This is a genomic window from Fontibacillus panacisegetis (assembly GCF_900102215.1).
In the GTDB taxonomy this organism is placed as follows: domain Bacteria; phylum Bacillota; class Bacilli; order Paenibacillales; family Paenibacillaceae; genus Fontibacillus; species Fontibacillus panacisegetis.
This window is the reverse complement of sequence record NZ_FNBG01000007.1, coordinates 133,538-150,093: the sequence shown is the minus strand read 5'-3', so window position 1 is coordinate 150,093 and position 16,556 is coordinate 133,538. Positions and strand designations below refer to the sequence as shown.

16 protein-coding genes and 1 other annotated feature are annotated in these 16,556 nt (G+C 41.1%); of the genes, 10 read left to right on the top strand and 6 right to left on the bottom strand.

Translation table 11 applies throughout. The features are described from left to right. Positions 1-290: 290 nt before the first annotated feature. Both BLS49_RS08620 and BLS49_RS08615 read right to left on the bottom strand, forming a co-directional pair. Positions 291-1,118, bottom strand: a complete 828-nt coding sequence (locus BLS49_RS08620; RefSeq protein WP_091228450.1) for a WYL domain-containing protein — start codon at positions 1,116-1,118, stop codon at positions 291-293. After that, positions 1,105-2,415, bottom strand: coding sequence for a helix-turn-helix transcriptional regulator (locus BLS49_RS08615; RefSeq protein WP_091228447.1), 1,311 nt, complete (start codon positions 2,413-2,415; stop codon positions 1,105-1,107). The genes BLS49_RS08620 and BLS49_RS08615 overlap by 14 nt, the downstream gene beginning before the upstream one ends. Before the next feature lie 172 nt (positions 2,416-2,587). Between BLS49_RS08615 and BLS49_RS08610 the strand changes: the two genes are divergently transcribed. After that, positions 2,588-3,373 carry a nucleotidyltransferase domain-containing protein gene (locus BLS49_RS08610; RefSeq protein ID WP_091228444.1) on the top strand — a complete coding sequence of 262 codons (786 nt, stop codon included), beginning with the start codon at positions 2,588-2,590 and terminating at the stop codon, positions 3,371-3,373. Positions 3,374-3,544: 171 nt separating this feature from the next. Then, positions 3,545-4,114, top strand: coding sequence for a GNAT family N-acetyltransferase (locus BLS49_RS08605; RefSeq protein ID WP_091228441.1), 570 nt, complete (start codon positions 3,545-3,547; stop codon positions 4,112-4,114). Between the two features lie 63 nt (positions 4,115-4,177). On the opposite strand, the gene BLS49_RS08600 is transcribed toward BLS49_RS08605, so the two are convergent. The 3 genes from BLS49_RS08600 to BLS49_RS08590 form a co-directional block, all read right to left on the bottom strand. After that, entirely contained in the window at positions 4,178-4,711 is a 534-nt protein-coding gene (locus tag BLS49_RS08600) for a PadR family transcriptional regulator (protein ID WP_091228438.1), read from the bottom strand. A gap of 54 nt (positions 4,712-4,765) precedes the next feature. Further along, the gene (gene tsf, locus BLS49_RS08595; protein ID WP_091228435.1) at positions 4,766-5,560 is read right to left on the bottom strand and encodes a translation elongation factor Ts; all 795 of its coding nucleotides are present in this window, start codon (positions 5,558-5,560) and stop codon (positions 4,766-4,768) included. A gap of 233 nt (positions 5,561-5,793) precedes the next feature. After that, complete coding sequence (locus BLS49_RS08590) at positions 5,794-6,540, bottom strand: GNAT family N-acetyltransferase (protein WP_091228432.1); 747 nt, start codon at positions 6,538-6,540, stop codon at positions 5,794-5,796. 155 nt (positions 6,541-6,695) lie between these two features. Here BLS49_RS08590 and BLS49_RS08585 point away from each other — a divergent pair, with 155 nt between their 5' ends. From BLS49_RS08585 to BLS49_RS08555, 7 genes are all read left to right on the top strand, one after another. After that, entirely contained in the window at positions 6,696-7,922 is a 1,227-nt protein-coding gene (locus tag BLS49_RS08585) for a GGDEF domain-containing protein (RefSeq protein WP_091228428.1), read from the top strand. Positions 7,923-8,030: 108 nt separating this feature from the next. Continuing rightward, positions 8,031-8,468, top strand: a complete 438-nt coding sequence (locus BLS49_RS08580; RefSeq protein ID WP_091228425.1) for a GNAT family N-acetyltransferase — start codon at positions 8,031-8,033, stop codon at positions 8,466-8,468. A gap of 219 nt (positions 8,469-8,687) precedes the next feature. Next, a complete protein-coding gene (locus tag BLS49_RS08575; RefSeq protein ID WP_217640045.1) occupies positions 8,688-9,269 on the top strand; it encodes an LURP-one-related family protein in 582 nt (193 codons plus the stop codon). A 124-nt stretch (positions 9,270-9,393) separates the two neighbouring features. Further along, positions 9,394-9,629: a binding site (T-box leader), on the top strand. A gap of 83 nt (positions 9,630-9,712) precedes the next feature. Beyond that, entirely contained in the window at positions 9,713-10,972 is a 1,260-nt protein-coding gene (tyrS, locus tag BLS49_RS08570; protein WP_091228490.1) for a tyrosine--tRNA ligase, read from the top strand. A gap of 540 nt (positions 10,973-11,512) precedes the next feature. Beyond that, on the top strand, positions 11,513-12,241 hold the full coding sequence (gene sigI, locus BLS49_RS08565) for an RNA polymerase sigma-I factor (protein WP_091228419.1): 729 nt from the start codon (positions 11,513-11,515) through the stop codon (positions 12,239-12,241). Next, complete coding sequence (locus tag BLS49_RS08560) at positions 12,241-13,452, top strand: anti-sigma-I factor RsgI family protein (protein WP_139173113.1); 1,212 nt, start codon at positions 12,241-12,243, stop codon at positions 13,450-13,452. The genes sigI and BLS49_RS08560 overlap by 1 nt, the downstream gene beginning before the upstream one ends. A gap of 121 nt (positions 13,453-13,573) precedes the next feature. Continuing rightward, positions 13,574-14,659, top strand: a complete 1,086-nt coding sequence (locus BLS49_RS08555; RefSeq protein WP_091228413.1) for an S-layer homology domain-containing protein — start codon at positions 13,574-13,576, stop codon at positions 14,657-14,659. A gap of 106 nt (positions 14,660-14,765) precedes the next feature. Here the strand turns inward: BLS49_RS08555 and BLS49_RS08550 are convergent, their stop codons facing one another. Next, complete coding sequence (locus BLS49_RS08550) at positions 14,766-15,308, bottom strand: NADPH-dependent FMN reductase (protein ID WP_091228411.1); 543 nt, start codon at positions 15,306-15,308, stop codon at positions 14,766-14,768. 261 nt (positions 15,309-15,569) lie between these two features. Here BLS49_RS08550 and BLS49_RS08545 point away from each other — a divergent pair, with 261 nt between their 5' ends. Next, the gene (locus BLS49_RS08545; protein WP_091228408.1) at positions 15,570-16,472 is read left to right on the top strand and encodes a LysR family transcriptional regulator; all 903 of its coding nucleotides are present in this window, start codon (positions 15,570-15,572) and stop codon (positions 16,470-16,472) included. Positions 16,473-16,556 lie beyond the last annotated feature (84 nt).

Below are 16,556 nucleotides of genomic sequence, written 5' to 3'. Positions count from 1 at the left end.
CATATTTGCTGCAATAGTGCAGTTTTTTCGTTTTTGGTGATGGTGTTCCGGGAAATTCCTGCCCAAATGCAGCTTTTTTCTGGTCAACGAGCCATTCTGATCTTATTTGAGTTGAAAACCTGCACTTTTGCATTTTTTTGCTCCAAACAGTCATATTTCATAAAAAATTCCTGCACTTTTACACTTTTATCAGAAAAACAGTCGATAGCACCCAAATAGCTAAAAATCGCGGAAATAGCTTCGAAAATTCAGCTTGGATCGAACTCGAATATCATCTCGTAGATGAAAATCTACTTATGCGACAGCTCCTCTTTAGATGGATTTACGCCATAACGCTCAAGTGCCTTCATAGAGGCTTCTAACAATCGTCTTTTTAAATATTTCCCCTCAATTACACGTACACGTTTACCTAGAAAACGAAGCTTGGAGAGCAGGTACTCGGATTCGCCGCCAAGCAAGCAAATTTTGACTCTATAAATATCATTTTCTTCGTCGTATTCAACTTCTTTTTCGAAGCTGGAGAGGGCGTACAGGATACGGGAAAGCTCTCTGTTGTATTCAGGAACGACTTCAAGGATAACGTTGTTTTTACGAGAATCGAGTATTTGACTGATTCTATTAAAGATCCGGTCAACATCTGACAACTGGATGGTCTCTGGCGATATGGATACGATATTTTTCAGTCTGGTGCTCATAAACGCTTTACGTTTGAGGTGGTACCAGAGCAGATACCATTCTCTTTTAACTATGGAGTATTCCAATTTGTACGGTAGGGCTAATTGATCATTAATCGTGCGCCCTCCCTTGATTTCATAAGATAAATGTACACCGCATTTATTCATAATGTGTCGGCGAAAAATACGCAGAAGCGGATGATATACTTGCTTTTCTATACTGCGAGCTTTTTCTATCAGGAAGTGTGAAGTGTCCATCACTTGATCTGTCTTGAGGATCGATTGCAGTTTGTCCAAGGTTTCAGAAGTGAAGGCTTGGGCCGCTGCTGGATGCTCCAGCATTGTTTTTAGCCAAGCCCTTTCCTGGGAGCTTACCATAAACGTACCTGAATCCTCGAGTCGGGAGATGATCTGGTAGTTAAATATTTTTTCAAACAAATTCATAGTAGGACTGAATCTCCTTCCATTCAGCGATCATTTCCCGGCGTAACTGAATCGGCTCCAGAACCTCACAGCTAGAACCAAAGCTACGCAGCCATGGCTTGATTTCTGTAGTTCCGTTAACGGTTATTTCATATGTAAAAGAAACATCGTCTTCAGATACAATCTCACCCCACTGCCCCTGTAGCAGAACACGTTCCTTCACAAAATTGGACTCTGTAGGACCAGGATTGTAAAATCGGGCTCGAACCGTCACTGGTCGACCGGTGTCAATCAGCCAACTGTATCGTATTTTTTCCTCAAGCTCGTTAGTTTTCGTCTCAAACAAGCTTTCGTCAACGGGCATATCCTCTTCAATTTGAGTAATACCTTCCATTCGGAATTTCAGAATTCCTTCTCTCCCATAGGACAGGAGGTACCACCGTCCGTACTGGTGATCATAGACAACCTTTAGCGGAAGCGTTTTTACTACTTTTCCATTACTTTCTCGCTCGAATAATGGGTTGGTATTTTTAGAGGCGTAGCTTTTTTCGGACTTTGGCGAAAAATATAAGAAGCGTACTCTACAGTGATGCCTTATGGCGCTTAATAGTGTAAACAAATGTGCTTCGTCTAAAATCCGAGAGTAGTACTGGTATCTATATAAAAAAGGCTCAATGGCATGTTTATCCGTATGGTTGCGCAACAGATTTTTTTTAAGTCCGTCACGCAGCAGGTAGCCTTGAACCGAAGGAACCTGAGTGTTTGCCATTACATCCACAAAATCATACAAATCAATAAGCTCATCATCAGACAATGCAGAGACCAAATCATTTTGTATGCGATATCGGTAAGGACGGGGACCTTGCTCCTTCTTGATCACCCCAACCTCCTCCAGATACTTGAGATCGGAACGAATGGTTTTTTCATCGGGAAGGGGAAGATCAGAAGACATTCCACTGCAGCAAATATCCAGCAGCTCCATAGCAGTCAAGGCTTGTTCATTCATAGCTCCCAAAAGCAGTGATATTCTTTGGCTCTCTGATCCTTTGACAGACTTTGCACGGAACAAAAATAACAGTACCGGATCGGTGGAATCGTAATAGCTGAACCTAAAGGTCTCAGCAAATTCTTTACTTTGTTCCTCCGGTAAGTGCTGGTACATCGAACCTACGATCTCTTTGAGCCGTCGAGTTGTTTTATCAAACGTATGGATGGAAATGCCCAATCGATCTGCGAATTGCTGTCTGCTGAACGCTCCGCTAGTAAGCACGAGCATGCGCAGGAACTGTATTTCTTTATCGAAGCTTTCCTTAGCCAACAGAAGTCCCCCATTCCAACAAAACGTCTCCTATCATTGTAACAGGGGAAGGAATCGGGCGAAATGGATAACTTTATGTTCGATCGTAATACTTACGCCATGTTCGTTCCTTCCAAAATAGGCGAAGATAGACACAGGCGTTGAAAAAAGATAAGTAAGGAGGAAGACCATCATGTCCGACATACAGCAACAAATCATGGAAGAATTAAGACGAATCGAAAGGGAAGAAGACGTTCGGATACTTTATGCTTGTGAATCAGGCAGTCGTGCATGGGGCTTCCCGTCAAAGGACAGCGATTACGACGTAAGATTTATATATATCAGGCCGCTGGAATGGTATTTATCGATTTTTGAAAAGCGGGATGTCATCGAACGGCCGATCAGCGACATGCTTGATGTGAATGGATGGGATTTGAAGAAGGCCCTGAACCTGTTTCGTAAATCGAATCCCCCGTTGCTCGAATGGCTGCAGTCCCCGATACGCTATATGGAGAATTACTCAGTTGCTGAACAGATCCGCAGCATCTCTCCGTACACCTTTTCCCCTAAATCATGCATGTATCACTATTTGCATATGGCGAGAGGGAATTATCGGGATTATTTGCAGGGCGACCAGGTTAAAATCAAAAAATATTTCTACGTACTCCGTCCAATTCTCGCTTGTGAGTGGATAGAGAAGTTCAATACAATGCCGCCAATTGAGTTTCATGCGCTAATCGATAGCTTAGTTCCGGAGGGGAGCGAACTAAAGCAGGTAATCCAGAATCTACTTTCCCGCAAAATAGCAGGTGAGGAATTGGACTATGAAGCAAAAATCAACCCGATCAACGATTTTTTAGAAGAGAGAATCTCTTACTACGAACGAACGGCTTCAAGCATGCAGACTTCTGAGACGGATCAGAGTAAGCAGCTTGACGATTTGTTCAGATCAGCTTTAAAGGAAGTAAAAGAAATATAGTGATTTATGCCGAAATCTTTGTTACTGGAGTTGAATTATAGCCAAAATGAAAAAAGCAATTTTTCTTCATTACCCAGCAATAAACAGGAAGAGTTGCCGTCTCTCGAGACTTATAATAGGATTTGAAAAATCAGAGTTTCTGATTTTACAACAATATGGAGCGGTGATGGAATGAACATAGAGTTAGTTTTTGAACAGTTTCCTATTATTAAATCCGATCATTTAGTATTGAACAAGATTGAAGCCGGCGATTTGGATGAGGTTTATGAAATTTACAGCAATGACAAAGTATTTGAGCACTGCGGAATCATCCCTAAACACAATAAAGCTACGGTTCAGTCGATGATTGGCCACTTTGAGAGGGACTATAATAAGCGGTCCAGGGTCAAGTGGGGGATATTCGCAAACGATGAACCCCGCAAATTGCTCGGGATTATTGAGGCTATGGATTTTAATCAGAAGGTCGACATGGTGACGATCGGCTATTTTTTGGCGGAATCAAATTGGGGAAAAGGTATCGCTACAGAAGCAGTCGAGATGTTGTTGAAATTCTTGTTTCTGGACGTGAACATCAACAGAATTCAAGCTGAAGTGATGCCTATGAACGAATTATCTAAAAAGGTTCTTCTGAAGAATGGATTCATCAAAGAAGGGACACTGAGACAAGCTTCCTTATGGTCCGGCAAAGGGATCGTCGATTTAGAAATGTACGGTATTTTAAAAGAGGACTACGTAAAATAACTGATTAGAGAAGTTCAGAATAGCGTACATAAAAAAGTGGGGCGAACGGGTATCGCCCCCCTATTATGACTCTAACTCCGCAATACATTCTTCAGCCCATTCGATCTCCGCTTTTGCAACCTTTAATCCTTTGCGTAGAGAGAGGAGCCAGAAAGGCTTTTCCGAATCGAACTCACTTTCCATTATGTCCTGTTCGATTTGGGTGAAGAAGAGTAGCAATTGTTGTTTTTCCTTCACTAAAAATTTTAACTGAAATATCAATTCCTTCTTATCGAGGTGTGAACCAAAAAACATTCGAAGGGACGTTTCGTCACGTGGGACGGACATCGTGTTATGTGGTGTTTTGTGCATCCAGTCTAAAAAAGCTTGTTGGCCCTTCGGGGTAATTCGATAGACTCTGCGATCAGGTTTTGTTTCTTGTGGTTCAATATGCGAATCAACCAACCCATTGCCCTCTAAGGATTTTAAATCACGATATATTTGGCTAAGATGTGCAGGCCAGATATGTTTGATCGAAGCATCGAAATAATATTTCAGATCATATCCTGTCATTTCTTTACAAGAAAGCAGGCCTAGTATGGCGTGTGAGAGTGACATGAATATTCTAACCCCCGGTGAATTGATATAACGATTTTATCATATCTGTTTACTTCATTCTCCCTTTTGAAAACAACAAAACTTCACAATAGAAATATTATCTTGCCCCATAAGCATATTAAGTTCTTCAATAATCGTCTCTATTTTTTTCTGAGAACCATTAATCAGATTTTGTTCTATTAGACAATTTTCAGCCAAAACACCTTCTGAAGGGGGCTCATGCATACTTACATGGGTAGGGCGCTCGGCTGCAATATGCATCACAATCGATTTCACGAAGGAAATAAATTGCGGTTGGTTTAATGTCTCCGTACGATCTGTTTGAACCTCGACCAGAACACCAAGTTTTCCTTCCGTTAAGTAATCTTCATGGATATATGAAGCAACCATCCCATGCCCACGGACCTCATAACGTGTAAATCGTTTAAGAAGTATTCGCTCACCCAAGGTTGTTGTCAGACTTTTTATAACGTTGCCTACGGTCTCACCATTGTGCATTGTCAAATGATCTACAGCATTCAAATCAATAGGATTCTCGATAGCAATCAAACGGGCTAGCTCACGAATAATGGCTTTGAATTCAGACGTTTTTGCAACAAAATCTGTCTCACAATTGACTTCCAAGAGGACACCGATACGCTGATTATCATTTATATATGCATGCACGAGACCTTCGGCAGCTACTCGCCCAGCTTTTTTTACGGCAGTAGAAATCCCTTTTTCCCGTAAATATGTAATGGATTGCTCCAAATCTCCGTTTACAGCCAATAAGGCTTCTTTACAATCCAGCATACCTGCACCCGTTCTTGTACGTAATTCTTTGATTAAACCTGCATTAATATGAGACATAAGCTTTCTCCTTTATGGAATGATTTATATATAACATGTTATATAATTAAACTGATTATACAACTAATACATAAATTGTCAATCGATTCACAAAAATCGCAGAAATGATTTTGTTCTTTCTTGGTGGACAAATATAAAAAATGTCCATCAAAAGATGGACACGAGGGTATAATCAACACTGGACAATAAATTTCTATATATTGTTGATTGCTCGATGAAGGACAGAATATATCTCATGAAACAGTGTCTTTAACCCTATACCAGTACTTATAAGCTTCTAAATATCCGATTTTCGAGTATAGCTGCAAAGCTGGTATGTTGTTCATGACAACAGCCAAGTAACTATATTTAGCTCCGTTTTCGCAGCCCCATTTTAACAAATTCAATAGGAGTTGCTCTCCAAACCCTCGGTTTCTATACTCTATATCTGTAATGATATCGTATAGCCCGATGTATTCTCTCTCGATCACTCCAAGGCCGCAAGCAACAACTTTGCCTTCGTAATAAAGTGAAATGAATCCCTTTTTTGTTTTGATATTCGATAGTACTCTTTCCATGGCAGGCCTGTTAGCATGTTCAACTTGATTTATTCTGCAAAAATCATTCAGCCACTCGTTATTGATATGGGTTTCAATTTTTACGGAATCTAGTGACGGCTTCTGGATGTGATCGAGGCTCAAGGTTTGGATACTGGATAAATCGATCAAGGAGTAGCCCTTGTCCTCAAGTATTTGATCTAATTTAATAGGGTGAACAAATGGAGTAATTTTGTATATGGCTGGTAAATGATTTAAGGCATAGATTTGCTCGCATTCCGCGATTTTTTGCTCCAGATTACATGTTGAATAATGAATAGGACTAATAGAGTTAGAGCGTTTCGTATAACCATCCGCAAAGCGCAAAACCCATCCATCATAAAGCAAAGTGGATAAGGATGGCCAATTGTTTAATGATAATTCTTCAAGCATTTTATGATCCATATGAATCCCCCATTACATTACATTTGTATAATAATACTTTAATGTGAATAAAAATTCAATAATAGTGGATAATAACCGAAATGTGTTAATCCGTGATTTTTTTGACCGATAATAATAAGAGCAGGTGCAAATCATCACGAAGGGAACTATTCAAGTTGAAGACGGTCATTAAAACTACGTTTAAGATTATACTTCCGTTTATTTTAATAGCGCTGGCTTATTTCCTATACATAAAAACCAATGTTATGTCTGAGCCGCAAATCGATGTCATTAGGCTTTCTCCTTATGTCATCTTTGTGATTGGGGCAGTGATCTCGTGGAAATTTAATCGTAGCAGAGAGTTTTTTATCCTGATCATTTTTACCTTATGTTTGGTTTCACTTGCATATTTGCCGGGAACCATTGATAAATCGATACAAATGGCTGATAGCTATTCGATTATTTGCTTAGTAATTCCTATAAACATCGCGTTGTTCTCCCTTTTTAAAGAGCGGGGGATTTTAAGTTTATGGGGAGGAATTCGGATCGGTATGATCCTGTCTCAAATTCTATTATCATTCTGGCTAATCGATTCACGGCAACAAGAGATTTTTACGCTGATCAAAAAGGACATATTCCCTGTAAACCTCCATTCCATAACCTCGATCTCTCAAGTATCGATCATTTTCTTTGTAATTGCGCTAGTCATACTGATCTTAAGGCAAATCAAATATAAATCCTCTCAGGATATATCTTTTATAGCTGTGCTGATTGCACTGTTTTTTGTGTTACATCAAAATAGTAACCCGACCCTCTATTCCATTTTTTTCGCAGCTTCAGGAATTGTACTTATCGCTTCCATTATTCAAGATTCGTATTCCATGGCATTTTCTGATGAACTGACGGGCTTGCCTTCAAGACGGGCTCTTAAGCAAGATATGATGAAACTAGGGATGAACTATGTTATTGCTATGCTAGACATCGACCATTTCAAAAAGTTCAACGATACATATGGTCATGACACAGGGGATGAGGTGCTTAAGCTCGTTGCTTCCACGATCAAGGATGTGACGGGTGGGGGGAAATCGTACCGGTATGGTGGAGAGGAATTTACGATTCTTTTTCCAGGCAAAAGTGTGAATGATGTGCTTCCCCATCTTGAGGAGTTAAGAGAGAAAATATCTAAAAGGGCCTTTACATTGCGGAATAAAAGGGGTAAGGGAAAAAGTAGATCAAAACGTAAGACTCGCAGCGCAAGAGCAGGAAAACAAATATACATAACCGTAAGTATCGGCGTCTCTCAAAAGAATGAAAAGTCCAAAACTCCAGATGCCGTAATGAAATCTGCCGACACCGCTTTATATCGTGCGAAGAAAAAGGGTAGAAACTGTGTAAGTAAGTAGCTCTAGTAAATTTTGAATAAAGCTATTCTCCACCATATTAAGGAGTTCGTTTTATGGTAATCTGGCTGAGAATCAGAATTGGTTTTGTCGATTTAAGGAGGAAGCTAAATGAGTAATCATGAACATATCATCATTCAGAACGCCCAAGAAGAAGATTATGAACAGTTGAGAAGGATCTTTTTTCAGTCACAAAGAGATGATTTTCATTGGGTGGATAGCAGATCCCTGCAAATGAGCGATTTCGATCATAGTGTGGAGGGTGAACTAATTATTACTGCTTCAATAAAAGGGCAGATTGCGGGATTTATGTCAATTTGGGAAGAGGATCATTTTATTCATAATTTATTTGTAGCCTCTGAATTTAGAAGATATGGCGTAGGAAAAGCTTTATTGGACGAAGCAATCAAATTACTGGGAAAACCATTGTCGTTAAAATGTGTGAAGAAGAACACGAATGCTGTACATTTTTATTTATCGCAGGGATGGAGTATACAAAAAGAGGAAACTGACACGCAAGAGCCTTACTATTTTATGGTTTGCTCATGACAGAAGGATCGATGGTTCGATTGCGATTTTTATCCAAAATGAGAGGCCTTCAAATAAGGTGGCTAACTGGCTCCCATCCCCTAAGGACACATATCAGCAACAAACAGAGTGGGTTTGCACAGGAAATGTATTGCCAGCGGTAGTTCAACAAAACTATACAGTTCGAATCTCTTAACGTAATATATTAGTTAATATTGCTTAATGGAGGTTGTCGAACAAGTGAGTAATGAATTTGGCTACACACAATATTTAGTTAGAAGAAAGGTACTGTCCGTACTTGGTGCCAAGTTTCATATTTATAATGCGAATCAGGAATTAGTTATGTTCTCTCAGATGAAAGCCTTCAAGCTCAAAGAAGACATTCGTCTATACAGTGACGAGAGTATGACTCAGGAATTACTTACGATCCAGGCCCGTAATGTGATCGATTTCTCGGCTACTTACGATGTTAAGGATGCACGTACTGGGGAACATGTTGGCAGCTTGCGCAGAAAAGGCCTTAAGTCGATCCTGAAGGATGAATGGCTTATTTTGAATTCTGGTGAGACAGAGATTGGGCGAATTAAGGAAGAAAGCCGATTGCTTGCGTTCCTGCGTCGTTTTCTTACAGGACTTATTCCTCAGAAGTACCTTGTTCAAATAAATGGAAACACGATTAGCACCTTCAAACAAAACTTTAATCCTTTTGTCACCAAGATCAATGTTGATTTCTCAGCAGATTCGGCTGGGTCGCTGGATCGCCGTTTAGGGCTAGCAGCAAGTGTGCTGCTGTGTGCGATTGATGGGAAGCAGCAGGGTTAGGGAATTGTGTCAAATGTCACCATATGATAAAATCGAGGGACTAATTTTACTGGGTGCATAGTTGAGGAAATGGACTTCATTTGACAATTGAAGCTCAATTCAATATACTTTCTGTAATCTTATATGATTTACGATGAAAGAGCGAAGTAGCGGGCAGTCACTGTTCTCAGAAAGCCAGGGGTTGATGGAACCTGGCAGCATTACTGACCCTTGCGAATTACACTCCGGAGTATCTTGGGTAATGCCAAGCGGGTTAGCTCACGATAATGAGCTGAGAGAGGTATGATGAGTTAGCTATTAAGGCTGTTAATGTCATCATACAATTTGGGTGGTAACACGGTTAATTCAATCGTCCCTATAGTCTGATTATAGACTTAGGGACGATTTTTTATTTTCTGTACAAAGGAAAAAAGGGCAACTAAAAATATAGGGAGCTGAACATGATGAATATTATCGACGAATTGGCATGGCGCGAGGCGATTAATCAACAGACGGATGAAGAGGGACTTCGCAAGCTGGTCGATGAGAAGTCGATCTCGTTATACTGCGGGGTCGACCCGACAGGAGACAGTATGCATATTGGGCATTTGATTCCGTTTATGATGCTCAAAAGATTTCAATTAGCAGGACACAAGCCTGTTATTCTGATCGGCGGAGCGACAGGAACGATCGGCGACCCAAGCGGACGTCAATCCGAGCGCAGCTTGCAGACGATGGAGCAGGTGCAAGCCAATGTTGATGCGCTAACAGCGCAAATGAAGAAGTTGTTCCTGACGGATGCGGACAATCAACTGCGGTTGGTGAACAACTACGATTGGACGCATCAGTTGAACGTAATTGATTTCCTGCGCGATTTCGGGAAAAATTTCAGTATCAATGCGATGCTGGCTAAAGATGTTGTAGCGAGCCGGCTTGATAGCGGTATTTCATTCACAGAGTTTTCTTATCAAATTCTGCAGTCGATTGACTTCCTTCACCTTTATCAAAACGAGGACGTGCAATTGCAAATCGGCGGTTCCGATCAATGGGGCAACATTACAAGCGGCCTGGATCTGATTCGAAAAAAAGAAGGCTCTGAAGCCCAAGCGTTCGGCTTAACGATTCCGTTGATGCTAAAGGCTGATGGAACGAAGTTCGGCAAAACAGCAGGTGGTGCGATCTGGCTTGATCCGAAGAAAACGACGCCTTATGAATTCTACCAATTCTGGGCTAACACCGATGATCGGGATGTTATTAAATACTTGAAGTACTTCACTTTCCTGGATAAAGCGACGATTGAAGCACTGGAAGAGAAGGTACAAACCGAGCCGCATAAGCGCGAAGCTCAAATTACGCTGGCCGAAGAAATGACCCGATTCGTGCACAGTGAAGAAATGCTGGAGCAGGCGAAAAGAATTACGGCCGCTTTGTTCAGTGGAGATATTAAGTCTTTGAGTGCCGACGAAATCGAGCAAGGCTTCAAGGAAATGCCAACCTTCGAAGCGAGCAAGGATTCCAAGAATATCGTGGATTGGCTTGTGGATGTAGGCATTGAACCATCCAAGCGTCAAGCGCGTGAGGATATTACGAGCGGTGCGATTTCCTTAAACGGCGATCGTGTAAATGAGCTTGAGTCTGAGGTTAGTGTTGATTTAGCAATCGAAGGCCGTTTCATCATCGTTCGCAAAGGGAAGAAAAAATATCATTTGGTGAAATTGGTTTAGGATACAAAAAACGGATGGGCACGAAATCAGGAAAGGCTTGCAAAAATGCAGTTTTTTAAAGTAGAAATGAAGGAAATGAACAAAAGCCTGCAAATGTACAGGAATATTTTTCGGAATGGCTAGTTTGAAGAGGATTCTTAGAAAAAGCCTGTAGATTTGCAGCAATTTGGCATGTTTAGAAAATTCATATGATCAAAGCCTGCACATTTGCTGGAATTCTGCTTCATGACACTATTCCACTTGAGCAAAAGTCATAGAATCTGGAACGGTTTTGCGCAGTGAGTAGAGTCAACAGCTTCTGGAAACTAAGAAATGTTGATTATACAGAGAAGGGATTGTCTTAATTAAAAAAGCTAGACAGGATCATTGATCAAATCCTGTCTAGCTTTTTTTTCCTCCTGATTCAAAGAGTTCATCTACAAATTTCCAATTAAAAAAATTAACAGGAATGATGCATTTTTAGCGTAATCCTATTAAAATACAATATATTAATTTAATACATTAATTAGTTTAAGACATATGAAGTTTAGGAAGTGATTTATGGTGCTAGATAGCAAATCGATAGAATCAGCGATCCAAAGAGCTCGGGACGGAAACAGGTCGGAGAGAGATCGGGTCATAGAGCAGTATCGTCCATACATTCTTCGTACCGTATCTCAAATATGCAAACGCCCAATAGGGTGGGAGCATGACGAAGCGAGTATCGGGATCATTGCATTTAACGAGGCTATTGATCGATATGATAGAGGGATGGGAAAAACCTTCGACAATTTTGCTTATATGATCATTCATAGTCGTCTCATTGACGAATTTCGCCGACAGGGGAAATTTATAAAATCTGAGAGTGTTACTCTGAACGATAGCAGAGGTATATTTGAACAGAGTGCTAATGAAATATCAAGTTCCCTTGAGGTATATAGCAGAGAGCAGTCGGCTACGGAGCTGGCGATGGAGCTGCTTGCTTACGATGAGACCCTTCAGAAATACGGTATATCGTTAGAGGAACTGGAGGATTGCTCTCCCAAGCACAGGGATTCGAGGAAGCAGATGATCCAAATTGCCAAGCACTTCAGTGAACAGCCGGAATGGGTCGAGATATTGAAAAAAACGAAAAGGCTGCCGATCAGGAAAATGCTGAAATTTTCTAAAGTAGTACCCAAAACGCTGGAACGAAATCGTAAATATATAATAGCGTTAGTTTTAATTTATGCGTGCCCGGAATTTGAAGGGATACGCAGCATAGTTTCTTTTGCAAATATAGAGGAGTGATGATGATGCATGGCATCGTAATGAAAATAACTGAACAGTGTATCGTCGTTCTCTGCGAGGATGGGAAGTTCCGGAACATTCCGCATTTAGCGGATATGCCGAAGTTGGGAGATCGGATCCCGATTGTAGCTACAGCTGATGTGGATTCAATACCCGTACGCAAAAAATACGCAAGCCGTTGGTTCAGGCAAGCCTGGTGGCTTGCGGCTTCTATTTTGCTGTTGATCGGAGCTGTATTTTGGTGGAATCCATTTACCGGAAATGCATCTACGCTGGTAGCGCTCGATATCAATCCAAGCATGGAGCTGTATGTCAAACAGGACGGAAGGATTGAGAAAATAAAACCACTGAACGATGATGCGAAAAAACTATTATCTGAACGGGAGTTTATAGGGCAGGATATTTACGAGGCCGTTCATATCATTTTGGGTGAGGCCAAAAAGCAGGGTTATTTGAATGCTGACGAAGGAAAAAATTTGATTATGCTCTCGACGATGGATTTGAGTTCTACTCCGTTTCAGTTGAACAAAGAAAAAATCGATACCGCAGAAGAAGGTTATGAGCTGGAATGGTTTGAGGCAGATCAAAGCTTGAAGGACAAGGCGGAGAAGGCAGAATTGTCCTTAAATAAATACATCGTGTATGAAAAGGCGAAGGAGCAAGGAATTGAGCTGAACATTGAAGAATTACGCGCGCATTCCATTCTTTCTACACTCAATGGTGTAGGAGTAGAGCCACAGCGTTTGTTTACCGGTGCAGAAGACGATATTATAGAGCCAAAACCGCAGATTGATTCTTCGAAAGAGAAGCAGATTAAGGTTAAAGATGGTGAACAGGCAGGTTCTGGTTCTGGCAAGGAAAAGGATACGCAAAAGCAAACGACGCAAAAGGAAAAAGAAAAGGAAAATCAGCAGCAGGGGCAGACTACTTCGCAGGACAAGAAGCAACCCTCAAATATCACCAAGAACAGAGGAGATTCCTCACAGAAACAGGAACCCAAGGAGCCTGCCAAGGAGCCTGCCAAGAACGGCGCGACCGATGGGACCAAGAAGGGTAGCAGCTTAAATAATAAAGATAACTCCGAGCCGGGTAAAGGTGAAAATAGGCCGGATGAAGGCAAAAAAGCGAAAAATAATGTTTCTGGGGAGAATAAACCGGGGAATACAAATCCGGACAAAAACCGCGAAGAAAGCGGGCATAAGGGACAGTAAGCAGTTGATTCAATTTTCTTTTTTTTTTCGACACCCCCTCAAAACAAGTGAATTGAGCGTAATAACCTATGTGCCTATCAAAAACGCTTGCTAAATTCTACAGAATGAGAGGATGTAATGAATGAAAAGATTTAGAAAAGCACTATTGTCATCATTTTCAATTTTGTTGGCCTTTAGTCTCACCGTTCAAGCTGTGTCGGCTAAAGAGGTTGAAACGTCTACAAAATCGGAGGTCCGTACCCAATCTGTCCAGAAATTTAAGGATATAAATGATGCACCATGGGCGGAGGCAAATATTCTTAGAATGCAATCCAAGGAAGTGCTACAAGGCTTCCAGGATGGTACGTTCCGTCCGAACAAACCGATAACCCGTGTTGAAGCGATCGTCATGGCTGTTCGCCTGATGGGGCTTGAGGCTGAAGCAAAATCAAAGTCGGCTGATGCGAATTTGAATTTCAAGGATGCTGATCAGCTGAGTAAAAAATATCCTTGGGCTAAAGGATATGTGGTTACCGCTTTTGAGCATGGGCTGTTTGATGCGAACGAGAACCAGATCCAACCGGAGAAGCCTGCAAGCCGTGTATGGGTAGCTAGCCTGCTCGTTAAATCGCTAGGTTTAGGGAATGAGGCGCTGTCTCAGATGACCGCTGAGTTGAGCTATAAAGATGCAAATGCCATTCCTGCCGGTTCCGTCGGTTATGTCAAGATAGCCATCGAGAAAGGGCTTGTCAGCGGATATCCTAATGGAACATTCAAGCCGAATAAGGGTGTAACCCGAGCTGAAATGGCAGCATTGCTGGATAGAATGAATGGAGAACTGCTGGAAAAAGCGGATGCGGTTAAGGTAAGTGGAACAGTGAAGGGAATTTCCTTTCCAGCTACATCGGTAACTGATCAAACCTATGGGCAAATCAAAATCGAGACTGTAAATAAAGAGATCAAAACGTATAGCATCAAAGCTGACTTGCTCGTTGAGTATCACAACAAAGTGATTAAGGCAGATCAATTGGCTGTTGATGACGAGGTTCTTCTTACTGTTTTGGATCAAAAGGTAGTTGATGCAAAACTGCTCTCCTCAAAAACAAACGAAAAACCTGTTACAAACAGCAATCAACAAAAATCAAAAAACGAAAATAATGGTAACAACAATGGTAATGATAATGGCAATAACAAAGGTAACGGTAATAGTAACAAAAACGGTAAATAACGTTTTATTCCTTTGAGGATACTCATATAAAAATAAGGCCAGAATCGATGTTACGATCCTGGCCTTATTTTCATTTTCATAGACTTGATTCATCGCGGAACTATCCTTATTGACGCAAAGTTTTCAATGCACCGCTCCATGCGATTACTTGATCGAGCATACCGTTTACATTGGTAAGATGCAGATCGGCTGGCTTGAACACTGATCCGTTCTCAAAATCAGTGAACAGGGACAATGCTGGATGTACTCGAACGTCGGCTACGGATAATTCTCCCAAGATGCCGCGCAGATGTTCAGCTGCACGAGCGCCGCCAACCGAACCGTAGCTTACGATACCAGCTGCTTTATTGTTCCATGCTTCACGTGCATAATCCAGTGCATTTTTTAATGCCCCCGTAATGCTGTGGTTGTATTCTTGAACGATAAATACGAAGCCGTCCAAGCTAGCAAGCTTAGTATTCCAAGCTGTTGCTTGTTCTGTAGCATCAGCTTCCCCAAGCAATGGCAGCTTATAGTCCGCAATATCTACGATCTCGTAATTTGCATCTCCGCGTTGATCAGCGATACTTTTAACCCATTCACCAACCTGTGGACTCACACGACCTTCACGAGTGCTACCCAAAATAATACCGATGTTTAATTTAGACATGTTTTTTTCCTCCTTAGTGGTAGATCTACCTAATAATTTATTTAAAAAGCCCATTACATATACCCACCATTTCAATTTCTTTTCTTAGTGTATTTTGAATACGAGATAATAATAATTCATTTAATTTATTAAGTCAAGTACCTAACAAAAAGTTAGTATTTGTCGAAATTTGTTTGATTGTATAAGGCGTAAAGTATTTTTAAAATAAGAGAAAGGGAATATTCAAAAATATCGACAAAATGAAAAGAGGCCTAAGTGTAAATGACGTTACAGCAACTGAAATATGTCATCGAAGTAGCGAGCCGGGGGTCAATGAATGAAGCGGCCAAACGTCTATTCATCTCACAGCCCAGCCTGTCTAACGCCATAATGGATCTGGAGGAAGAGCTTCGAATTACTATTTTTTCGCGTACTAATAAGGGAATATCCTTGACGAACGAGGGATCGGAGTTTTTGAGCTATGCACGTCAAGTGATTGAGCAGGCTGAGCTGCTGGAGAACCGTTATTTGAATGGCAAGCTCTCACCCCAGCATTTTTCGGTTTCTACTCAGCATTATGCTTTTGCAGTGAACGCTTTTGTTAATCTTGTAAAAGAATATGGTCATGATGAATACGAGCTTGCCCTGCGAGAGACGAAGACGTACGAGATCATTGAGGATGTTAAGTCCCGCTACAGTGAAATTGGAATTCTCTATCTAAATGACTTCAACATCAAAGTAATTAATAAGTTGTTAAAAGAAGCTGGCCTCCAGTTCAATAGTCTTTTTATCGCGAAGCCGCATGTTTTCATTAGCACTCATAATCCACTCGCCAAGCAGGACCTCGTAACGATCGATCAGTTGCAGGAGTATCCGTATTTGTCTTTTGAGCAGGGAGAGTACAATTCGTTTCATTTTTCTGAGGAGATATTAAGTACGTTGTCGCATCCTAAAAGCATTCGGGTCAATGATCGGGCGACACTCTTTAATCTGCTGATTGGCCTTAACGGGTATACGATCTCCACAGGTGTTCTCAGCTCAGATTTAAACGGTAATGAGATTATTCCGGTTCCTCTGGATTGCAGCGAAAACATCAATGTCGGATGGATTTGTCATAAAAATGCTTCACTTTCTCCGCTGGCCAGGGCTTACATTAAGGCTTTGGAGCAGGCGATTCAGGAGTAAAAGGTACGGGGTATAGCTTTTAGCTATAGCTGGTTATAGTTTATTGGAGTTACATTATAGCTGAGCAGGTATGATATTTTTCTA

Excerpts from the sequence above, each read along its gene's own strand:
- BLS49_RS08590 (WP_091228432.1), bottom strand. The coding sequence starts at position 6,540 with ATGGATCATAAAATGCTTGAAGAATTATCATTAAACAATTGGCCATCC.
- sigI (WP_091228419.1), top strand. The coding sequence starts at position 11,513 with ATGGTGCTAGATAGCAAATCGATAGAATCAGCGATCCAAAGAGCTCGG.
- BLS49_RS08545 (WP_091228408.1), top strand. The coding sequence starts at position 15,570 with ATGACGTTACAGCAACTGAAATATGTCATCGAAGTAGCGAGCCGGGGG.
- BLS49_RS08555 (WP_091228413.1), top strand. The coding sequence starts at position 13,574 with ATGAAAAGATTTAGAAAAGCACTATTGTCATCATTTTCAATTTTGTTG.
- BLS49_RS08620 (WP_091228450.1), bottom strand. The coding sequence starts at position 1,118 with ATGAATTTGTTTGAAAAAATATTTAACTACCAGATCATCTCCCGACTC.
- BLS49_RS08560 (WP_139173113.1), top strand. The coding sequence starts at position 12,241 with ATGATGATGCATGGCATCGTAATGAAAATAACTGAACAGTGTATCGTC.
- tyrS (WP_091228490.1), top strand. The coding sequence starts at position 9,713 with ATGAATATTATCGACGAATTGGCATGGCGCGAGGCGATTAATCAACAG.
- tsf (WP_091228435.1), bottom strand. The coding sequence starts at position 5,560 with ATGTCTCATATTAATGCAGGTTTAATCAAAGAATTACGTACAAGAACG.
- BLS49_RS08550 (WP_091228411.1), bottom strand. The coding sequence starts at position 15,308 with ATGTCTAAATTAAACATCGGTATTATTTTGGGTAGCACTCGTGAAGGT.
- BLS49_RS08580 (WP_091228425.1), top strand. The coding sequence starts at position 8,031 with ATGAGTAATCATGAACATATCATCATTCAGAACGCCCAAGAAGAAGAT.
- BLS49_RS08600 (WP_091228438.1), bottom strand. The coding sequence starts at position 4,711 with ATGTCACTCTCACACGCCATACTAGGCCTGCTTTCTTGTAAAGAAATG.
- BLS49_RS08605 (WP_091228441.1), top strand. The coding sequence starts at position 3,545 with ATGAACATAGAGTTAGTTTTTGAACAGTTTCCTATTATTAAATCCGAT.
- BLS49_RS08610 (WP_091228444.1), top strand. The coding sequence starts at position 2,588 with ATGTCCGACATACAGCAACAAATCATGGAAGAATTAAGACGAATCGAA.